At 37.1% G+C, this 17964-nt stretch carries 11 protein-coding genes; 10 read left to right on the forward strand and 1 reads right to left on the reverse strand.

All coding sequences use genetic code 11. From position 1 onward, the window contains the following. Positions 1-119 precede the first annotated feature (119 nt). The 9 genes from ACVYAD_RS16735 (at position 120) to ACVYAD_RS16775 (ending at position 14835) form a co-directional block, all read left to right on the forward strand. The gene (locus ACVYAD_RS16735; protein ID WP_476427215.1) at positions 120-5159 is read left to right on the forward strand and encodes a phage tail tape measure protein; all 5040 of its coding nucleotides are present in this window, start codon (positions 120-122) and stop codon (positions 5157-5159) included. Continuing rightward, positions 5156-5968, forward strand: a complete 813-nt coding sequence (locus ACVYAD_RS16740; RefSeq protein ID WP_476427216.1) for a distal tail protein Dit — start codon at positions 5156-5158, stop codon at positions 5966-5968. The genes ACVYAD_RS16735 and ACVYAD_RS16740 overlap by 4 nt, the downstream gene beginning before the upstream one ends. A gap of 22 nt (positions 5969-5990) precedes the next feature. Beyond that, entirely contained in the window at positions 5991-9569 is a 3579-nt protein-coding gene (locus ACVYAD_RS16745; RefSeq protein ID WP_476427217.1) for a tail fiber protein, read from the forward strand. Position 9570: 1 nt separating this feature from the next. Continuing rightward, positions 9571-9804, forward strand: coding sequence for a hypothetical protein (locus ACVYAD_RS16750; RefSeq protein WP_476427218.1), 234 nt, complete (start codon positions 9571-9573; stop codon positions 9802-9804). Positions 9805-10136: 332 nt separating this feature from the next. Further along, positions 10137-11942 carry a prophage endopeptidase tail family protein gene (locus ACVYAD_RS16755; RefSeq protein ID WP_476427219.1) on the forward strand — a complete coding sequence of 602 codons (1806 nt, stop codon included), beginning with the start codon at positions 10137-10139 and terminating at the stop codon, positions 11940-11942. Positions 11943-11971: 29 nt separating this feature from the next. After that, positions 11972-12166: a hypothetical protein gene (locus tag ACVYAD_RS16760; RefSeq protein WP_049669061.1), complete on the forward strand. Its 195-nt coding sequence runs from the start codon at positions 11972-11974 to the stop codon at positions 12164-12166. A 94-nt stretch (positions 12167-12260) separates the two neighbouring features. Then, positions 12261-12665, forward strand: a complete 405-nt coding sequence (locus tag ACVYAD_RS16765; RefSeq protein WP_476427220.1) for a phage holin family protein — start codon at positions 12261-12263, stop codon at positions 12663-12665. Next, the gene (locus tag ACVYAD_RS16770) at positions 12662-13330 is read left to right on the forward strand and encodes a M15 family metallopeptidase (RefSeq protein ID WP_476427221.1); all 669 of its coding nucleotides are present in this window, start codon (positions 12662-12664) and stop codon (positions 13328-13330) included. The genes ACVYAD_RS16765 and ACVYAD_RS16770 overlap by 4 nt, the downstream gene beginning before the upstream one ends. Positions 13331-13812: 482 nt before the next feature. Next, positions 13813-14835 (forward strand): S-layer homology domain-containing protein, encoded by a 1023-nt coding sequence (locus ACVYAD_RS16775; protein WP_476427222.1) that lies wholly within the window; start codon positions 13813-13815, stop codon positions 14833-14835. 39 nt (positions 14836-14874) lie between these two features. Here ACVYAD_RS16775 and ACVYAD_RS16780 read toward each other — a convergent pair whose 3' ends face one another. Further along, positions 14875-15561: a ZIP family metal transporter gene (locus ACVYAD_RS16780; RefSeq protein ID WP_476427268.1), complete on the reverse strand. Its 687-nt coding sequence runs from the start codon at positions 15559-15561 to the stop codon at positions 14875-14877. A gap of 671 nt (positions 15562-16232) precedes the next feature. On the opposite strand from ACVYAD_RS16780, the gene ACVYAD_RS16785 reads away from it, so the two are divergent. Next, on the forward strand, positions 16233-17921 hold the full coding sequence (locus ACVYAD_RS16785) for an FAD-binding protein (protein WP_476427224.1): 1689 nt from the start codon (positions 16233-16235) through the stop codon (positions 17919-17921). Positions 17922-17964: the final 43 nt, after the last annotated feature.

A 17964-nucleotide genomic window follows, 5' to 3' on the forward strand; every position in this document is an offset into this window, starting at 1 on the left:
ACGAAATGGATATTCATTTTTGGTTCGAACTTACAAGTGATTTTGATGAAATGGAGGAGGTCACAGCTGATGAAATTTCTTGGTTGTGATTTATTTTCCAAAAAAGGCGGTGATGAAAAATGGCGGAAATTGGTGCAGTAGAACTTAGTCTAAATACTTCTAATTTCGATGGATCCATTGAGCAATCTATAAGGAGATTGACCGCAATGGGGGCAGAATTACAGGCTTTACAGGCGCTTGGTACTAATTACGAAAACTCTATGGAGGGTTTATCCAAAAAACAAGATGTACTCTCACGGTCAGTTGAAGTATCGAACCATAAACTAACGGAGCAACGTAATAAATATGAAGAATTAATAGCCTCCGAGTCAGCGAATACAGAAGCGATTGAAAAACAAGCAATCGCTGTTAATGAAGCTCTCGTTGAATACAATCGTTTAACTGCACAGTTAAAAGATGTAGATAATCAATTAAATGTACAGTCATCAAGCTGGAATAAATTTCAGGAAGCTGGCGGTAAAGTAAAATCTGTTGGCGAAAGCATATCCTCTATTACAGCCCCTATTAAAGGTTTTGGTGCGTTTGCTCTTACTGCTGCAGTAGATTTTGAAAGTGCTTTTGCAGGAGTGCGTCAAACGGTAAATACGAGCGAGGAAGGTTTTAAAAAGCTTGAAGATGGTATACGAGGTATGGCTAAGGAGCTGCCTGTTAGTGCTACCGAAATTGCGGGAGTAGTTGAATCAGCTGGACAGCTAGGAATTGCTGAAGAACACCTTTTATCTTTTTCACGAACAGTTATTGATATGGGTAATTCCACGAGTATGACCCGTGAGCAGGCGGCGAAGGAATTTGCTGATTTTGCAAATATTGTTGGAATGGGGCAAGGTGATTTTGACCGTTTAGGCTCTTCAATTGTTGAACTTAGCAGCAAAATGAACGTTTCTGCTTCTGATATTATGGCAATGGGAATGGGATTTGCTGAGCAAGCTTCCAAAGCGGGTCTAACAGAGGCGCAAATTATGGGACTAGCGGCTACTATGTCTAGTCTAGGGATTAACGCTGAAACCGGGGGAGCAGCGATGACTTCGGTTCTCCAAAAAATCCAAAAAGCAGTAGGGGACGGTGGCGATAGCTTATCAGGGTTTGCTAAAGCGGCCAACATGTCTAGTGCAGATTTTAAAAAGGCCTTTGAAACAGATGCTGCCTCTGCATTAGATGTATTAGTGAAGGGGTTAGCTGAATCAGCAGAAGGTGGAGCTAACTTAACAAGTATACTTTCAGACTTGGGCGTGAGCGGTAACGAAACAGATGTACTTTTAAGCATGGCTGGTGCCTCAGATTTACTGTCATCGGCTGTTAATTCATCCTCAGCTGCATGGGAAGAAAACACGGCTTTATCAGATAAAGCAGCTGAACGCTATAAAACGACAGAGTCTCAAATAGCAACAATGAAAAATGAACTAACAGATATTGGGATTAGTATCGGGAATATTTTAATACCGATCGTGAAGAGTTTTTTAGAAAAGCTACAACCATGGATTGAAAAGTTTTCTAACCTAAGCGATGGTACCAAAACGCTAATTACGATTATTGGTGGGATTGCGGCAGTTATTGGGCCAGTTCTTGTAGCATTTGGATCAGTAATATCAACTGTCGGTACAATTATAGGAGCGTTTAGTAAATTAGGACCGGCTTTATCCATATTAACCGGACCAATAGGCTTGATTGTTGCTGGTATTGCTGTACTAATTGCTGGCGGGATAGCATTATATAAAAATTGGGATGTAGTTAGCGCAAAAGCAGTTGAAATATGGGAAGGCATAGCAAGCTTTTTCTCAGGATTGTGGACAAGCATTACAGAAGCGGCTTCCGCTGCATGGGAAGGGTTTACCCAGCTACTCTCAGACTTATGGACGGGATTAGTAGTAGGAGCAGAAGCAATATGGACAGGCTTGGTAGATCTACTTGCAGGCATATGGACAAGCATTACAGAAGCGGCCTCGGCTGCATGGGAAGGATTTACCCAACTACTCTCAGACTTATGGACGGGGTTAGTAGTAGGAGCAGAAGCAATATGGACAGGCTTGGTAGATCTACTTGCAGGCATATGGACAAGCATTACAGAATCGACTTCGGTAGCATGGGAAGAGTTTACCCAGTTACTTTCAGATTTATGGACGTCAATAATAGAGGGAGCTATAGAAATATGGGAAGGGTTGGTAACCTTCTTCTCTGAATTGTGGACAACTATTACAGAAATAGCTTCTATCGCGTGGGAAGAGTTCACGCAGTTACTCTCAGACTTATGGACGTCAATAATAGAAGGAGCTTTAGAGATATGGGGAGGCATAGTAGAGTTCTTCTCAGAATTGTGGACAAACATCACAGAAATAGCCTCTATCGCATGGGAAGAGTTTAGCCTACTACTTTCAGAATTGTGGACGTCAATTGTAGACGGTGCTTTAGTAATATGGGAAGGCATGGTGACCTTCTTCTCCGAATTGTGGACAAATATCACAGAAATAGCCTCTATCGCATGGGAAGAGTTTAGCCTACTACTTACAGAACTGTGGACGTCAATAATAGAGGGAGCTATAGAAATATGGGAAGGCATGGTAACCTTCTTCTCGGAGTTGTGGACAAGTATTACAGAAATAGCTTCTATTGCGTGGGGAGAGTTCAGCCAACTACTCTCAGACTTATGGACGTCGATTGTAGACGGAGCGATAGAAATATGGACTAGCTTTGTAGAAAGCCTATCAGAAATCTGGTCATCAATAGTTGGAGTAGCTACCGAAATATGGGGTACCATTTCATCTGCGATTATCGAAATCGTTACAACTATTATTAATGGAATAGAAGTTGGATGGAATAAATTAAAAGAAACTACCGAAATTGTATTTAATGTTGTTAAGTCATTTTTGAGTGATGTATGGAATAACGTGAAAAATATGATTGTAGGCACGGTAGGAAGTATTGTTGATTTAGTCGTATCGGGATGGACAAGGTTCAGCCAGATGACAACAAATACATTTAATACGATAAAAAACTTTTTGAGTAATGTATGGGAATCTATTAAAACTACGGTAGTAAATACAGCAACTCAATTAGTAACAAGCACTATCCAAAAATTCCTCGATATTAAAATGGCAATAGAAACAAAGATGAATGAGGCTAAAAAAGTTGTTACTGATATTTGGGATAAAATACTTAGTATTTTCAAAGCCCTCGATTTGCGTAAAATTGGTAACGATATTATTCAAGGTCTAATTAATGGTATTGGCGACATGGCAGATCTTGTATGGGAAAAAGCTAAATCAATTGCAACATCAATAGGTGATGCAATAAAGAGAACTTTGAAAATCAATTCTCCTTCACGAGTAATGATTGCAATCGGTAAAGGTGTTGGTGAAGGCTTAGCAATAGGGATTGAGAAAGGCAGTGATGGAGTTAACAAAGCTGCTGAGAAATTAGCAGAGGCTGCAATTCCAGATTTAACCGAGCGATTATCAATTTCTAAAGAGGCCATCGAAAAAGCCCAGCAAATCGTAAGCAATGTAATAAAAGTAAATGCAGCTGAAATGCAGGCCTTGCAGAAAGAAGCGGAGAATAAAAGAGCTGAGATTTCTCAACAGGCTTCAGACAAAATTACGGCAATCAAAAACAACGCAGCAAAAAAACATGTAGCGCTTACAGCAGATCAGGTAGCCCAAATCAAGAAGATAGAAGAACAATCATTAAAAGACCGCGAAGCGATTACAAATCAATATGCAGATAAAATGGCAAAAGTGGAATCTAGGTCTGCAGCTGAAAAATTCAGAGCCTTAAAAGAATATGTTGAAGCTCAGAAATCGGCCGGAGAAATGTCGGCAAAACAAGAAGCTGAATTTTGGCGCTATAGTGCAACGGCATTTAAAGAAGGTACAAAAGAAAAAACAAATGCATTAAAAGAGTTCAAAAAAGCGTATTCTGAGATGGTTAAGGAACAATTCGAAAAAGAGAAGGACTACGTTGAAAAACGTAAAAAGTACAATTCAATCTCTCTAGCAGAGGAATTGAAAATTTATGAACGCTATCTAGGACAATATGAGGCTGGTACAGACGAACGCACGTATTATGAAGAAAAATTTTATAATACGAAAAAAGAAATAAGCGAAAAAATTAAAACTATCAACAATGATTATTTAAAGCAGACGCAGGATGTTAACAAAAAATTATTGGATGAAGAGAAAAAACTTAATGATGCTTACAATAATGCTCTAGAAAGTCGTGTTAAAAGTATCAAAGGTTACTTTGGTTTATTTGATGAAGTGAAAGTAGCCGATCCTGTTGATTCTTCCAGCTTAACGCAAAATTTAAGTGAGCAAGTGAATGCCTTATCTCAATGGCGTATTGAGTTATCAAAACTTGAAATTCGTGGATTATCAAGTGCGATTATTGATGAGCTCGAGGCAATGGGCCCGAGTGTCCTTGCACAGCTTGAAGCTTTAAATCGAATGACAGATTCAGAAATGCTTCAGTATCAAGACTTGTATGAGAAAAAGCTACTAATAGCACGTGAATCAGCGATAAAGGAACTAGAGCCATTAGAAGCTGAAACGAAGGCAAAAATAGAGGGTTTACGTAAAACAGCAAACTCGGAATTGAACACACTAAATAGCGAATGGCAAATGAAAATCAAGGAAGTTGTTCTGGGAACAGAAGAAACCCTAGGTTCAATGAATGATATTGGGAAAAATGCGATTCAAGGTTTGATTGATGGCATGAAGGGAATGCAATCGGCATTACAACAAACAGCAAATAACCTTGTCAGAAATGTTTCGGATACATTAAGAGATGCGCTAAATCTAAAACCAAAATCTTCTCTATTGAAAAAGGTTGGAGATGGTGTAGTCGATGGGTTTGACTCTATTATGAATAAAGCTACTAACGTTAGTAAACTTCTAGCAAATAGTGTTACCCACGAGTCTTCTTCTTTATTGCCAATACAAAAATCTAAGAATAACAAAACATCACAAAATTCAGGGCCTTCAACTATTGTTGTGCAATCCATATTAGATGGACAAGTTTTAGGAGAATCAGTTGTAGATGTCGTAAGCGGCAAACAATATAGCAATGCAAGCATTCATGCATTGACGAGGGGGTTAAGTGGTATATGAAGATGATTTTAAAGGATGGCCGTGAAATGCTGATGAGCGACTACAGTTTAAAATTATTAAAATATTACATTCCTTCTGTATCAATAGAGCATCAATCGTCTGAGGTCGATGGCAGTGATGGAGCGATCTTCACGAGTACGCGTTTTAGTGGACGAACGATTACTGCAAAATTTATGTATAAAGCATTTGACTATCACGATTTTAAATTGTTTATTGCAGACATCAATATGCTGTTTGCTCGAAAAGAATATTTTTATATTATTTTTGATGCAGAGCCAGGAAAGCGCTGGAAAGTACGTCTGGCAAACAGCTACCAACCAAATGAGCTTTTACGAAAAGTAGGAGAGCTCGACATACAATTTATTTGTGAAAATATTTATGCTGAATCCGTTCCTACCACTTTAGATTTAAAGGAATGGGACATTGACAAATGGGCGTGGGGCATGGGTCTTGATTGGGATGAAGATTTAGCCTACTCATTTAATAGCAACGACTTCACCATTAAAAATTACGGAAATGTTGCTGTGGATCCACGCCAAAATGAGCTTGCTATTACTTTAAAAGGTATTTTCAATGATAGCGTTACTATTACAAATAACACTACAGGAGAAGTGTATCAATGGAATGGTGCTTTATCTTCTTCTGATGGATTAAACATTAGCGGTATTCAATCGTTTAAAAATGGTACTTCAGTTTTTAAACAGACAAATAAAAAACTCCTCTCACTAGCAGTTGGAGATAATAGTTTTTCAATCTCAGGCGGTACTGTTCACAGTATCGTTTTTAATTTTAGATTTTTATATATGTAAATAAGGATGGTGAAGTAAAGAAATGGTCATTAATTTACACACGACACAATCACCAGTCAGTCGATCAGAACGTATTAAAATAAATGAGAACTGGCAAAAGATTATTGAAGGGTTATCAAGATTACAGTATCAAGTCAATATTTTAGCTGGTGGAGAAGAAGTTGACGAGTTAATTCAACGCATTAATGATGCAATTGATACGGTATCTAACGCTTTACAAGATACTAAAAAAGCGATTAATGATGCTAACATAGTTGCCACAGAAGCGCAGGAAGCTACAACAAATGCTAATACTGCAGTTCAAGTAGTTTATGAAACAGTGGCAGAAGCGACACAAATGTTGGAGAATTTAGAGACTTTACAAGCTCGATTAGAGCAAATGAAGCAACAGCTAGCTACAGCTACGACAAGCGCTGAAACAGCCACGATAAATGCCAACAATGCTGCACAAATAGCAACGGACATAGCCAATGTATTAAATGAGGCAATGGCAGAAGCGAGAGATGCGGCGCAAAGAGCAAATAATGCCGCACAAGTTATTGCTGGTTGGGGTACAGCTACAGCATGGAATGCAACTGTTGAGTATGTTAAGAACAATGTAACAACTTACAACGGCTCTACATGGCAATCATTATCGACTAATATAAATTCGATTCCTTCAGAATTTAATACAGACTGGATTTTACTTGCTCAGCGTGGGGTAGACGGTAATGGCTCTGTTTCTAAGGTTGCTAGTAAATCTCCTGACGTTGATGGGAATGTATCATTAATTCCAGCCGATATTGGCGCAGAAACTCCTCATGGAGCGCAGGAAAAAGCAGATGGAATTAAGGAGTGGGTGCAGGCACATGGTTTAGGGACTGACAAACCAGGATTGATAGCTTCACCTGATTCTTTATTGAATAAAACTGAGTCGGGCTTTTGGAATGTTAAAAATACACCAGGATCAACTGCACTACCGAACGATACAGAAGATTTTCATGTTTATGTGGGCATGAAAGCGGATGAAACAAATATTTATCAAACATTTTTAGCGATCTCTCAAGAAACGGCTAAGACATATACAAGGGTAATTGAAAAGGATGGACAAACAAAAGGTCATAAAGATGATTCTGGCTGGATTGAAGGTGGAGGCTCCGGAAGTGGAGTTGGTGGAGGATTCAAATTTAGTGCCGAAACCTACGACTTACCTACAACAGAAGAAAGTCAAAAATCATGGAATTTACCTAAAAAATCTTATGTTAAAAATAACGACTTTATTATTGTTTTTCATAATGGGTTTTACCTATCCCCTACTTCATGGAATATTTCAGGTGATGTGTTAAATGGCTACGTCTTAAATATTCCTGACAACCCTATCACTTCTATTGTAGATAACAACCTCAGAATTATAGTTTTTAAAAACCTCCCTACGGATGGAACAGAGCGTTTCAGTGGTAGTTTAATAGAAGATGGTACGGTATCTTTAGAAAAATTAGGACAAGATGTTCAAAAGGCTATTAATAAAAGCGGCAATGCAGATGAAGTTAAACAATGGGTAAAAGAACATGGGTTAGGAGATATGCTAAAAAAAGTTAAGTTTACCGAGTTAGTTAATTTCAATGAATCTGGAATATATTATATTGACTATGATTTCAATAACAATATTCCAGATTTACCTGCTGAACATAATAAAGGGAATGTCATTGTAAGATTTGATGTTACTCTAGTGGGTGATTATATTGTTAAGACAATGACTGTAAAAGGAGTTTCTACGAACAATCCGAATCACATATATAAGACAATATGGTATTTCGATAAAAATAATGGAAGTATAGTAGAAAAAGGCGAATGGACTAAAGTTTTAGATGAAACAGACATTGTAGACAATTTTATTACTGGTGGTTCTGACAAGGTAGCATCAGCAGAAGCAGTAAAGACTTTAAATGACTTTATGAAATCTCGTGGCTTAGGATATCAAAACGCACACATTAATGTTGATTTAAATACCTTATTGGAGACTGGAGAATATTACACATATGGAGAAAATGTTTTAAATTATCCTATAGATGTTCCTAGCGGTACTGGATATTTGCGTGTATTTAAAGGTAATGATGTATGGTATCAAGAGTGGTCATATTACAAAACTGGAGAAACAGTAAATAGTGGAACATGGACTCGACAGTTAATTGATAATATTTGGAGTACATGGGCTAGAATTGGCGACCAAGCATTTACTCGTGGTTCTCTTATTAGAAAGGAAACGGATTTAAATAGCTTTAAAACGGCAGGTGTATATTATTGTGTAGATTATACAGGTAGCCAATTATTATTAAACGCTCCGACAGGCGTAAAACCAACTACTAACTGTAGGATTACTGTAATTGCAGGGAATGGCGCTACGGTAACTCAAAAAATTGAATATATTACAGGTAACATATCTACAAATAAATACAGCAACGAGTGGGAACGGCATTTCAACGATACTTGGACAGAATGGATAATTGTACCAAAATTAAATCCAACAATTTTAAAAACTACAGAAAAGCATGATATTAATGGTATCATTAACGAACTTTCACAAAAAAGTATGACGGTTCAAGATGCGTCTACAAGTCAAAAAGGAATAGTTCAATTATCAAATTCTTATACTACTAGCGAACAAAATCAAGCAACAACACCTTATGCCTTATCACAAGTAAATAACAGATTAAACGATACAAATAACATAATTAATGCAAGAAAACTTACAATTGGCGGAGCAGTAGCTTCGAATAGCGGAGGTCCAGATGCTGTCGTCATTGGTTACGGCTCTTCTGTTAGTAATGACCAGAGTATTGCAATTGGGTATTCAACAAAGGCTACAGGGGGAAATGATAATTTAGCAATTGGAACAAAACATTCTATTGACGGAACTAAAGTGTCAACATTTGGATACAATAATAGCATTACTAGTGGAAATAAAGGTATGTTAATAGGTTATGAACTAGCATATAGTGGTATGACGAGAGAAATACAATTAGGGTTTGGATATAATGATGGATATAGACAAGTCAGAACCCTTGCAGATTCATTCTATTGTAGTGGCAATTTTTCAGTATCAGGAACGAAAAACTTTGAGATCTCCCATCCAAAGCCAGAAAAAAATAGTACACATGACATAAGACATGGCGCAGTTGAATCTCCAACAACTGGTGATACATTGTACAGATATTCGGTAAAAATTAATAGTGAGACAAAGAAAGCTAAAATAACGTTATTTGGTGAAAATAATGAAATTGAATTACCTGTATTAGAACAAGATGATGGAACGTTTTTAATTTCCATAACTTTGCCAGATTATTGGATTTACTTAAATATCAATGAGCAGGTTTTTATAAATGCAGATAAACACTTTGGTTTAGGTTTTGGAGAAGTTAAAAGAGAAACCGGGATTTTAGAATTAACATTAAATAGTTTAAAAAACTATAATGTAGCATTGTTTGGAACTCGTAACGATGAAAATGTACAAGACTGGTATATGATGGGGGTTGAAAAAGAAAAAGGTGTTAATTGGAGTGGTTTAACAGAGTTGATAGAAGTTAGTGAATATATGGAAGTAAGCGAAGTAACGGAGGGATAAGATGGATATTATTATAAAAGAATTGAGAATGCAATTTAAAAATCCAGTTTTAGGACTACCTACAAGACCTATTGAAGGACATTATATTGGAAGAAGAGTGTTTGCTATTGTAAATGGTGAAGATAGACATATGTCATTTACGAAGGAAGATGTACCTATGAAAGCAACAGAGAAAGAAATTACCGAGACTATTGAAAATTATATTCAAAATGAACATGAGGAAATACAAAATTAATCTACTAGTAAACATTAAAGAGCATTATTAAGTTAACTACATGATGATACTTATATCTTTGTATTGTTTTAATGATAAACGTCAATTCAGATTTACAGCTAATAAATTATTGTGTGTTTCTGAAGTGGATGGGTAAAAGCTATCCAAAATTAATTAATAACAGAGTAATAAAAAAAGAAGAAAAGGCCAACTGCTATGGTATCGCCTTTGAAAGGATACTACGTACCGACGGTTATACAGAAGTTATTGTTAATGATTGATAGTTCCATATTGTTCAGTAAACGCTGCTCGCATCGGGTAGTATATTTTTATTAAAAAGAAGGTGATATTTCTTGCTCATTGTATCGAATGGAACGCAAGTTGAACCTATTTTAGAAACAAATTATGAAAAATTTGAAGAGTTAAATGGGGCATTACGTATCTCATTTAACTCTTTTTTACATGAAAGAAATCCAGGACATCCACTGTTAGATTTTGAAACAATTATCGAAGATGAGGATGGCCACGAATATGTAGTTAAAGATTTCGGTGGTGACACCATTTCTAAAAAGGCGACTGCTGTTCACTTATACTTTTCTTTAGCTGATGGGTTTAAATATGATATTTATGGCGGCACACGGACTTTCGATGATTTTATGTCATTTGTTCTTGCTGGGACTGGCTGGACTTTTATCAATGAAGATGTAGACGGGCATCAATTGTTACCGAATTTCGGCGAAGCAAATCCAATTGTTTTAATTGATCAATTATGTGCAGTATTTAATTGTGAACGTCAAATACTACCTGGTAAAGTTCTTCGCTTCACAAAGAAAATTGGTGCGGATCATGACATACAATTCCGCTATCGTCATAACATCGAAACCTTATCATACAGCGTAAATACTGCAAATTTAAAAACACAAATTCGTGGGTATGGTGCAGAGGGAATTGATATAACGTATACTTCGCCATTAGCCGATTCACCTAGAATTGGAATCCGCGTTGAAGATCCTATTCATGACGAGAAGATAGAATCTGCTGAAGAAATGACAACACGTTTAGCTAGTGAGCTGCCTCCAGCACCTGAAACGAGCATTAAAGTAAAGGTTACGAGTGTAGATGGTAATGTAGGGGACATGGTTTGGCTTATACATGAGGATCTTGCGCTAGAATACCAAACTCGAATTCTAAGTAAAAAGACAAAAAGAGACTATAGTAATTCGGAGGTAGAGGTTGGGAATACACAAGCGAAAAGTATTGTAGATGCTCTGTTAAATCAACATGCAACTATTAATGCTAACGATAAACGTTATCGTTCTAAATTTGAACAAACGAATGATCGAATTGATATAGAAGTAGAAGAAATTGGAGAATCGATTGCTGAAATTCATTATCGTGCTGATAGTATTACTCAAAGTGTAACAGACTTAAATAACAATTTAAGTAGTCGTATCACTCAAACAGCTACTGAGATACGAAGTGAAGTAACTGCTCAAGTAACTACAATTAATAACAATATTCAAACAGTCCGAAATGATGTATCTGCTGTTACACAAACAGCCTCACAAATACAGTCAACTGTCACAAGTCAACAGACACAAATCAGTGGTTTGGGTTCTCGAATGAGCAATGCTGAAAGTAGTATCACGCAACAAGCATATCAGATTGAATCGAAAGTTAGTGAGTCCGATTTTACAGGGAATACTGTTGTGTCTAAAATTAACCAAACAGCAACAACTATTAGTATACAAGCTTCAAAGATTAACTTGATTGGTGCGGTTAACGTGTTGTCCGACATTACAGGGAATTTAGGAACGATAAATACTGGTACATTGAATTCCGTGAATATTAATTCTGCTTATATAAGAATTAATGAAGATGTCTATATCGGTAATACATTACAAATCGGTCCGAGTTGGCAAGATAGTTCGCCAAAAATGATTCGTTTTGGAAGTTGGTCTGGTGGCTCTATTCAGCACTCGGGTGACACTTTAAATTTGAGTGCACTTGAGGGTGTAACAGCAAACGGAAAACACATCATGACTACTAATATGGATGGTTTAAGTTTAGCTTGGAATCGTTCTACAGGTGCTTCTGGGCGTTTATATTTGCGAAATTCATCTGGCCAAGATATTGGAACAATTAAGTTTGACGCTTAAGAATTTGATCAAAAAGGAGAATGATAAACATGGATTATCAAGTACAACTAAACAATGGACAAGCAATTAATTTAAAAAATGCTGAGTTTGATGCTACGGCATTTACAGCAACATTAAACGATCAAAAAATTTCTTTCGTAAATATTGGTGGGGCTATCATTAATAAGCACATTATCGTGAGTGTATTACCAGCGACAGCCACACAAACTGAAACGCAGTCTTAAGACGGGCGTTATTTTTTTATTCAATTTTGAGTAGATGCCTTCCACATATGTGGAGGGCTTTTCTTATGGACTACAAAAAGGAAGAAGTGGTGGAGTGGACAAATGGATAGCAACTTGGAGTGGTTTTATTGGAGCACTTATTTCTTATTCGGTGAATGGTTTCGGCATGGCAGTAACGGTTTTAATAGGATTTATGGCGATTGATTATCTCACGGGTATTTTGTCTGGTATAGCTAATCATAATTTAAATAGCCGAGTTGGTGTGAATGGTATTATTCGAAAAATCTATTATTTGATGTTAGTTGGATCGGTCTATTTATTAGCTTTAGTAATACCAGGGATTGAATATGCAGGGGATGGAGCGGCGATTGCTTTTTGTGTTATAGAGTTTATTTCTATAACAGAAAATGGCACAAAGATGGGGTTTCCTACACCAACTTTCATTAAAAATATTTTAGCGATTGTCAAAGATAAAACAGGAGAGGGGGACAATAAATGAGTACGAATAGTACAACAACGTGCAGAGATTTGGCACAATTATTACCGGCTTCGCAATTAGCATGTCGACTCTTATTTCAAGAATGCTACAAGGCAGGCATTCGTAACATTTTTATTACCGAAACATATCGCTCACAGGAACGACAAAATTATTTATATGCCCAAGGACGTACTAGACCGGGGCAGGTTGTTACTTGGACGCTTAAAAGCAACCATAGTAGTCGTTTAGCTTGGGATATTGCCGTTGGTCCTCCAAAAACACTTTATGATGTAACTACACTTAATAAAGTAGGAACTATCGCACGCAAGCTGGGCATTACATGGGGCGGGGATTGGATCGGTAGCATTGACCGACCACATTTTGAAGTTAAATCAACTTGGAAGATGCCTACAGGTTATAAGTTAGAAGGTCAAGTAATCGTTCCTAGCAGTAGCAAGACAACAGTGCAGTTAATTGTAGAAGACAAGAAGGAGGACAACAAAGTGTCACAAGTATGGAATCCTGTATCACCAACAATGCGCACAGAAACAGAAAATTATATAGCACAAGCAACCAAAGAAGGTATTATTCAAGATTCGCATTTAAAAGATTTAAAAAATGGTGTAATGACAACTGACCGATTATTAGGTCTGTATATTACAATTCAGCAACGTCGAGCTAATTAGTTTGAAAGACACCGCCAAAATAATGGCGGTGTTCATTAGCTTAGCGTAGTTTTATTTTTTTGCAAAGAGATTTTATTTCAAATGATTCGCTATTACTTACCCTCTACAATCAATATAGTTTTACCCTAATAGGAATATCCTCATATTTATTATTCGTTACTATACTTTATACCTATTATAGGATAAATGAGTTTACTATTTTTTCTACATAAATTAAAAAGAGGAATAAAGCATATTTATAATAGGGTGTTTATTCAAAATAAGAAATAATGATACAATTCGTTGGATTTACTGGGGAAAATTCGTAATGCATTGTAGAAATATGCAATATGTTATCTAGATTTACATAGGGATTTAGTAAATTTTTACGTTAATAAAAATAGGACTTTCTTATAATTTTGAATAACTTACATAATTTTATAGATTTACTAACAGTTGTTTTAGTACACTAAATTTATGAATTGAAAGGGGCAAGAATAATAATGAAAAAGACACTTATAGCTGGTGCACTTAGTATTGCATGTTTTACAGGAGGTTTTGGATTACAAGCTAATGCACAAGAACATGTACGAGAAAACTTAGATGTTGCTAGCATTATCCATCCAAAACAAGAAGTTGCTGTAGTTATTCCATGGCAATCATTGACTTACCAGGACCTTTATAAACAACTGTTAATTTCCGAATTAGCTATTGATCATCGTGGTATTGTAACAACAAAAAATAGTATTACAGCAAAGTGGGCAATAGATCCTGAAATGACTCCACAGGAACAAAAAGAATTTAAAGAGTTGTACGGTAACGCTATGCAAGTAAAATTTACTCCATCTGGGAATTCATTTAAAGGAGAAGTTTTGATTAAAGGAAAATGGATACCTTTAGATAAGGAAGAATTAAATGAGTTTATTAAAGAAATATTCCGAGATGAAACGATTGATTTAAAACCAGGCGGTTACTTCACAGATTCTATAGGTCACTGGGCTGAGAGCTATATCCAAGTACTTTATCAATTTGACATTATTAATGGTACATCCGCTACAACATTTAATCCAAACGGAAAAGTAACACGCGGACAATTAGCTTCTATGATTTTCCGTGCTTCTGGATTAGATGTGAAGGAAGAATATGAAGGTCCTGCTTCATATAAGGATTTGGAGAAATTTGCAGGTGCCAAAGAAGTAGCGATTTTAGAAGCATATGGCTTACTTGATATTTTTGATGGTGCTAATTTTGAGCCAAATAAACCTGCTACACGTGAGGAAATGGCATTTGTAACAGCAAGATATATTGAAGGAACGGACTATGATGTAAGTAAGGTTAGCAAAAATAACCCATTTACAGACAAAGGTAAAATGCGTCAAGAAACTGTTGAATCTATCGGATTATTAAAGCAATTAGGTATAATTGATGGAGTGAACGGTCAATTTAATCCAAAAGGTAATCTTACACGTGCCGAGTTCTCTAAAATTTTCACACTAACATTAGCGTTATTTGATGATGCTGAGTAATTAATAAAAAGCAATCCACAAATTTGGTGGATTGCTTTTTTATTCGACTAGCAAATGAAATACGTGACTTAATAAATAACCTAATAAAATATATGCTATAAAGGATGTTCGTGATACTGATCGAATATGATGCAAAATAAATTCTGAAATACTGGCGGTTGCGATTAACCCAATCGATACACCCATTAGTACGCCTTGTGCATTATCGGATAACTGCCAATATTGGCCGATCTGTATAAAAATACTGAAGAAAATCGAAAATGCTACAAAATAAATAAAGAGTCTCCATAGCCTTTCTCCCTGTGATAGTAATGCTGTTGAAAGTGCAAAGCCTTCTGGTAGATGATGTAGAATAATGGAAGCTGTTATGGCAATACTTAATGCGGATTTCCCTAGTAACTGTCCGACAGTAAGGCTCATCGGAATCGTATGGATAATGATAGCGATGGCAAGTAGTGATACAGAGGGATTTTGTGTATGGGAAGTGTGAAATAAACTATTCAGTATTTCAAATATTAAATAGCCCATCAAAATTCCGAGTAAAAGGCCTAGTGAATTATATAATTGAAAAGAAGAAGGAATGACGTCTACTACAAGTAAGCCCACTAAAAATCCGCCACATAATAATGATAATCCATGAGTTGTATGTTGAAATAGCCTTGAGAATACCCAAGCTAGGGCTCCTCCAATGCTAGCACTAAAAAATAGAAAACCACCAAGTATCATTGCACTCAACTGCAAAATTCCTCCACCCTATATATACTTTAAGTTGTTTTAACTTCTTTCAGCAAATATCTTTTGTACCGAAAGCCTATTTGACACCCGCTGAAAGAGAGGAACTCAGTCTAAGAACGCCACATCTTGTGGCAATTTATCTGTGCGAAAGCGCAGCGACAGCAACACACGACCGAGTGACCAACATCATATTGGCCTAAAGCCTCCGGCAGAAGTCACGGAATCAGAAAGGAGGTCGCATAGGATGTTAGCCTAAAATCATCGCATCCATGCGATAACGGCTAACTGACCTGCATCGGTAAAAACGCCACGTCCTGTGGCACTACCGAAATGACCGCCCTCGTGTCGGCCCTCGTACAGGCCTAAGCACAAAGCCGATTCCGGACGCAATTTTGCCGAGGCATAATTGATAAAATATATGCTAAATAGAAACGAATATGATAATAGTCAGTTTTTAGAAAAAGATTCTTTGTATTCATTACTAAAAATTAAAAGATCATTTTCTCGATAAATCTCTTTTTAGGTGTTTTATTATCGAATTTTGCGTCTTTGACATGTTGGTGATATTAAATTGACTGAATATTGTTTAAATTTTATACTTTTTAGTAGTAATACCAGATTCATTGATTTAGTAACTACTAATGAAGGTGAGGAATGGAAGTATGAAATGGGATGCGAGTTATGATGTGGTCGTAGTAGGTTCAGGTGCAGCGGGGCTAACAGCAGGTCTGACAGCAAAGCTACAGGGGATGAAATCATTAGTCATTGAAAAGACAGAGCGTTATGGCGGGGCATCTGCCTTGTCTGGTGGAGCACTATGGATTCCAAATAATCATGTGATTAAGGGTGAAGGTGTTCCTGATACACATAAACTAGCGCGTTTATACTTAGATTCAACGATAGGTGATCGTGTACCAGAGGCTTTAAAGGAAGCTTATATTAAACGAGGACCGGAAATGTTAAGGTATTTCGATAATCATACTCGGCATATGCGTTTCCAATATGCAAAAGGTTATTCGGATTACTATCCTGAAAAACCAGGTGGCTTCTCACAAGGACGGTCGATTGAGCCACTTATTTTTGATTTGAAGAAAATGGGGACATTAGCAGATACGATGCGTCGTTCTTCATTGTCCACTAAAGGCTTTACGATGAATAGCTCTGAATTTCATAAGGTAAATATGATTAGACGCACGACAGAAGGGAAAACAACTGCGTTAAAGCTAGGCTTACGACTAGTGAAATCGAAAGTAACAGGAAGTCTGCCTGTTGCATTAGGGGAGGCGCTTATTGCTCGATTACGAATGTCACTTGCAGAAGCGAATGGAGAACTGTGGATCTCGACTGCATTTAAAGATTTTATCGTGGAAAATAATCGAGTGACTGGTCTTGTAGTTGTACGAAATGGGCAGGAGATGCGGATCGAGGCGAAGAGTGGAGTAGTCCTTTCTTCAGGTGGATTTTCTCATAATCAAGCATATCGCGAAAAATATTTGCCGGCACCAACAAACTCAAAATGGACTTCTACGCCAGAGGGACAAACGGGAGATATTATCGAGCCAAGTGTGAAAATAGGGGCGACGCTAGATTTAATGGATAAAGTATGGGGAGCCCCTTCCGTTATTGATCCACAAGGGCAACCTTTCTTCCTTGTTGCAGACCGCGGAGTGCCTAATATGATCGTTGTGGATGGTGTTGGGAAACGATATTTGAATGAAGCGGCACCTTATCATGAATTTGTAGATAATATGCATATTCATCATCAAAAAACAAACCAGGCTATACCTTCTTGGATTGTCATCGATGCAACTGCAAAGAGCCGTTATATTTTCACAGGCTTATTCCCAGGCCAAGCTTTCCCGAAAAGTTGGTTTGATAATGGTATAGTGAAAAGTGCACAAACAATCGAAGAGCTTGCAGAGCAAATGAATGTGCCAGCAGAAAATTTAGTGGAAACTGTAGAGCGTTTCAATACCTTCGCTCGTAATGGTCGAGATGAAGATTTCCTTCGAGGAGATAGTGCCTATGATAATTATTATGGAGATCCTACTTTGAAGAATCCGAACCTAGCAGAGCTTACTAATGCTCCATTTTATGCACTTGCCTTATATCCAGGAGATATTGGGACTAAAGGAGGCTTAGTGGTAGATGAGCATGCGCGCGTTTTAAAGGCAGACGGTACGGCAATTGAAGGGTTATATGCTTCAGGAAATTGCTCAGCCTCTATAATGGGAGAGACCTATCCGGGACCAGGTGCAACATTGGGCCCTGGTATGACATTAAGCTATATTGCAACAACGCATATGGCGAAAGAAGGTAATAAAGAACAATTGACTTTGTTAAAAGTTTAACATTGTCATAATGCCTAAGTTCAGTATTTTACTGAATTTAGGT

This window comes from Lysinibacillus sp. G1-3, from assembly GCF_056322905.1.

Bases quoted from the DNA above. Each gene is read 5' to 3' on its own strand.
- ACVYAD_RS16735 (WP_476427215.1), top strand. From the start codon at position 120: ATGGCGGAAATTGGTGCAGTAGAACTTAGTCTAAATACTTCTAATTTC.
- ACVYAD_RS16740 (WP_476427216.1), top strand. From the start codon at position 5,156: ATGAAGATGATTTTAAAGGATGGCCGTGAAATGCTGATGAGCGACTAC.
- ACVYAD_RS16745 (WP_476427217.1), top strand. From the start codon at position 5,991: ATGGTCATTAATTTACACACGACACAATCACCAGTCAGTCGATCAGAA.
- ACVYAD_RS16750 (WP_476427218.1), top strand. From the start codon at position 9,571: ATGGATATTATTATAAAAGAATTGAGAATGCAATTTAAAAATCCAGTT.
- ACVYAD_RS16760 (WP_049669061.1), top strand. From the start codon at position 11,972: ATGGATTATCAAGTACAACTAAACAATGGACAAGCAATTAATTTAAAA.
- ACVYAD_RS16770 (WP_476427221.1), top strand. From the start codon at position 12,662: ATGAGTACGAATAGTACAACAACGTGCAGAGATTTGGCACAATTATTA.
- ACVYAD_RS16775 (WP_476427222.1), top strand. From the start codon at position 13,813: ATGAAAAAGACACTTATAGCTGGTGCACTTAGTATTGCATGTTTTACA.
- ACVYAD_RS16780 (WP_476427268.1), bottom strand. From the start codon at position 15,561: ATGATACTTGGTGGTTTTCTATTTTTTAGTGCTAGCATTGGAGGAGCC.
- ACVYAD_RS16785 (WP_476427224.1), top strand. From the start codon at position 16,233: ATGAAATGGGATGCGAGTTATGATGTGGTCGTAGTAGGTTCAGGTGCA.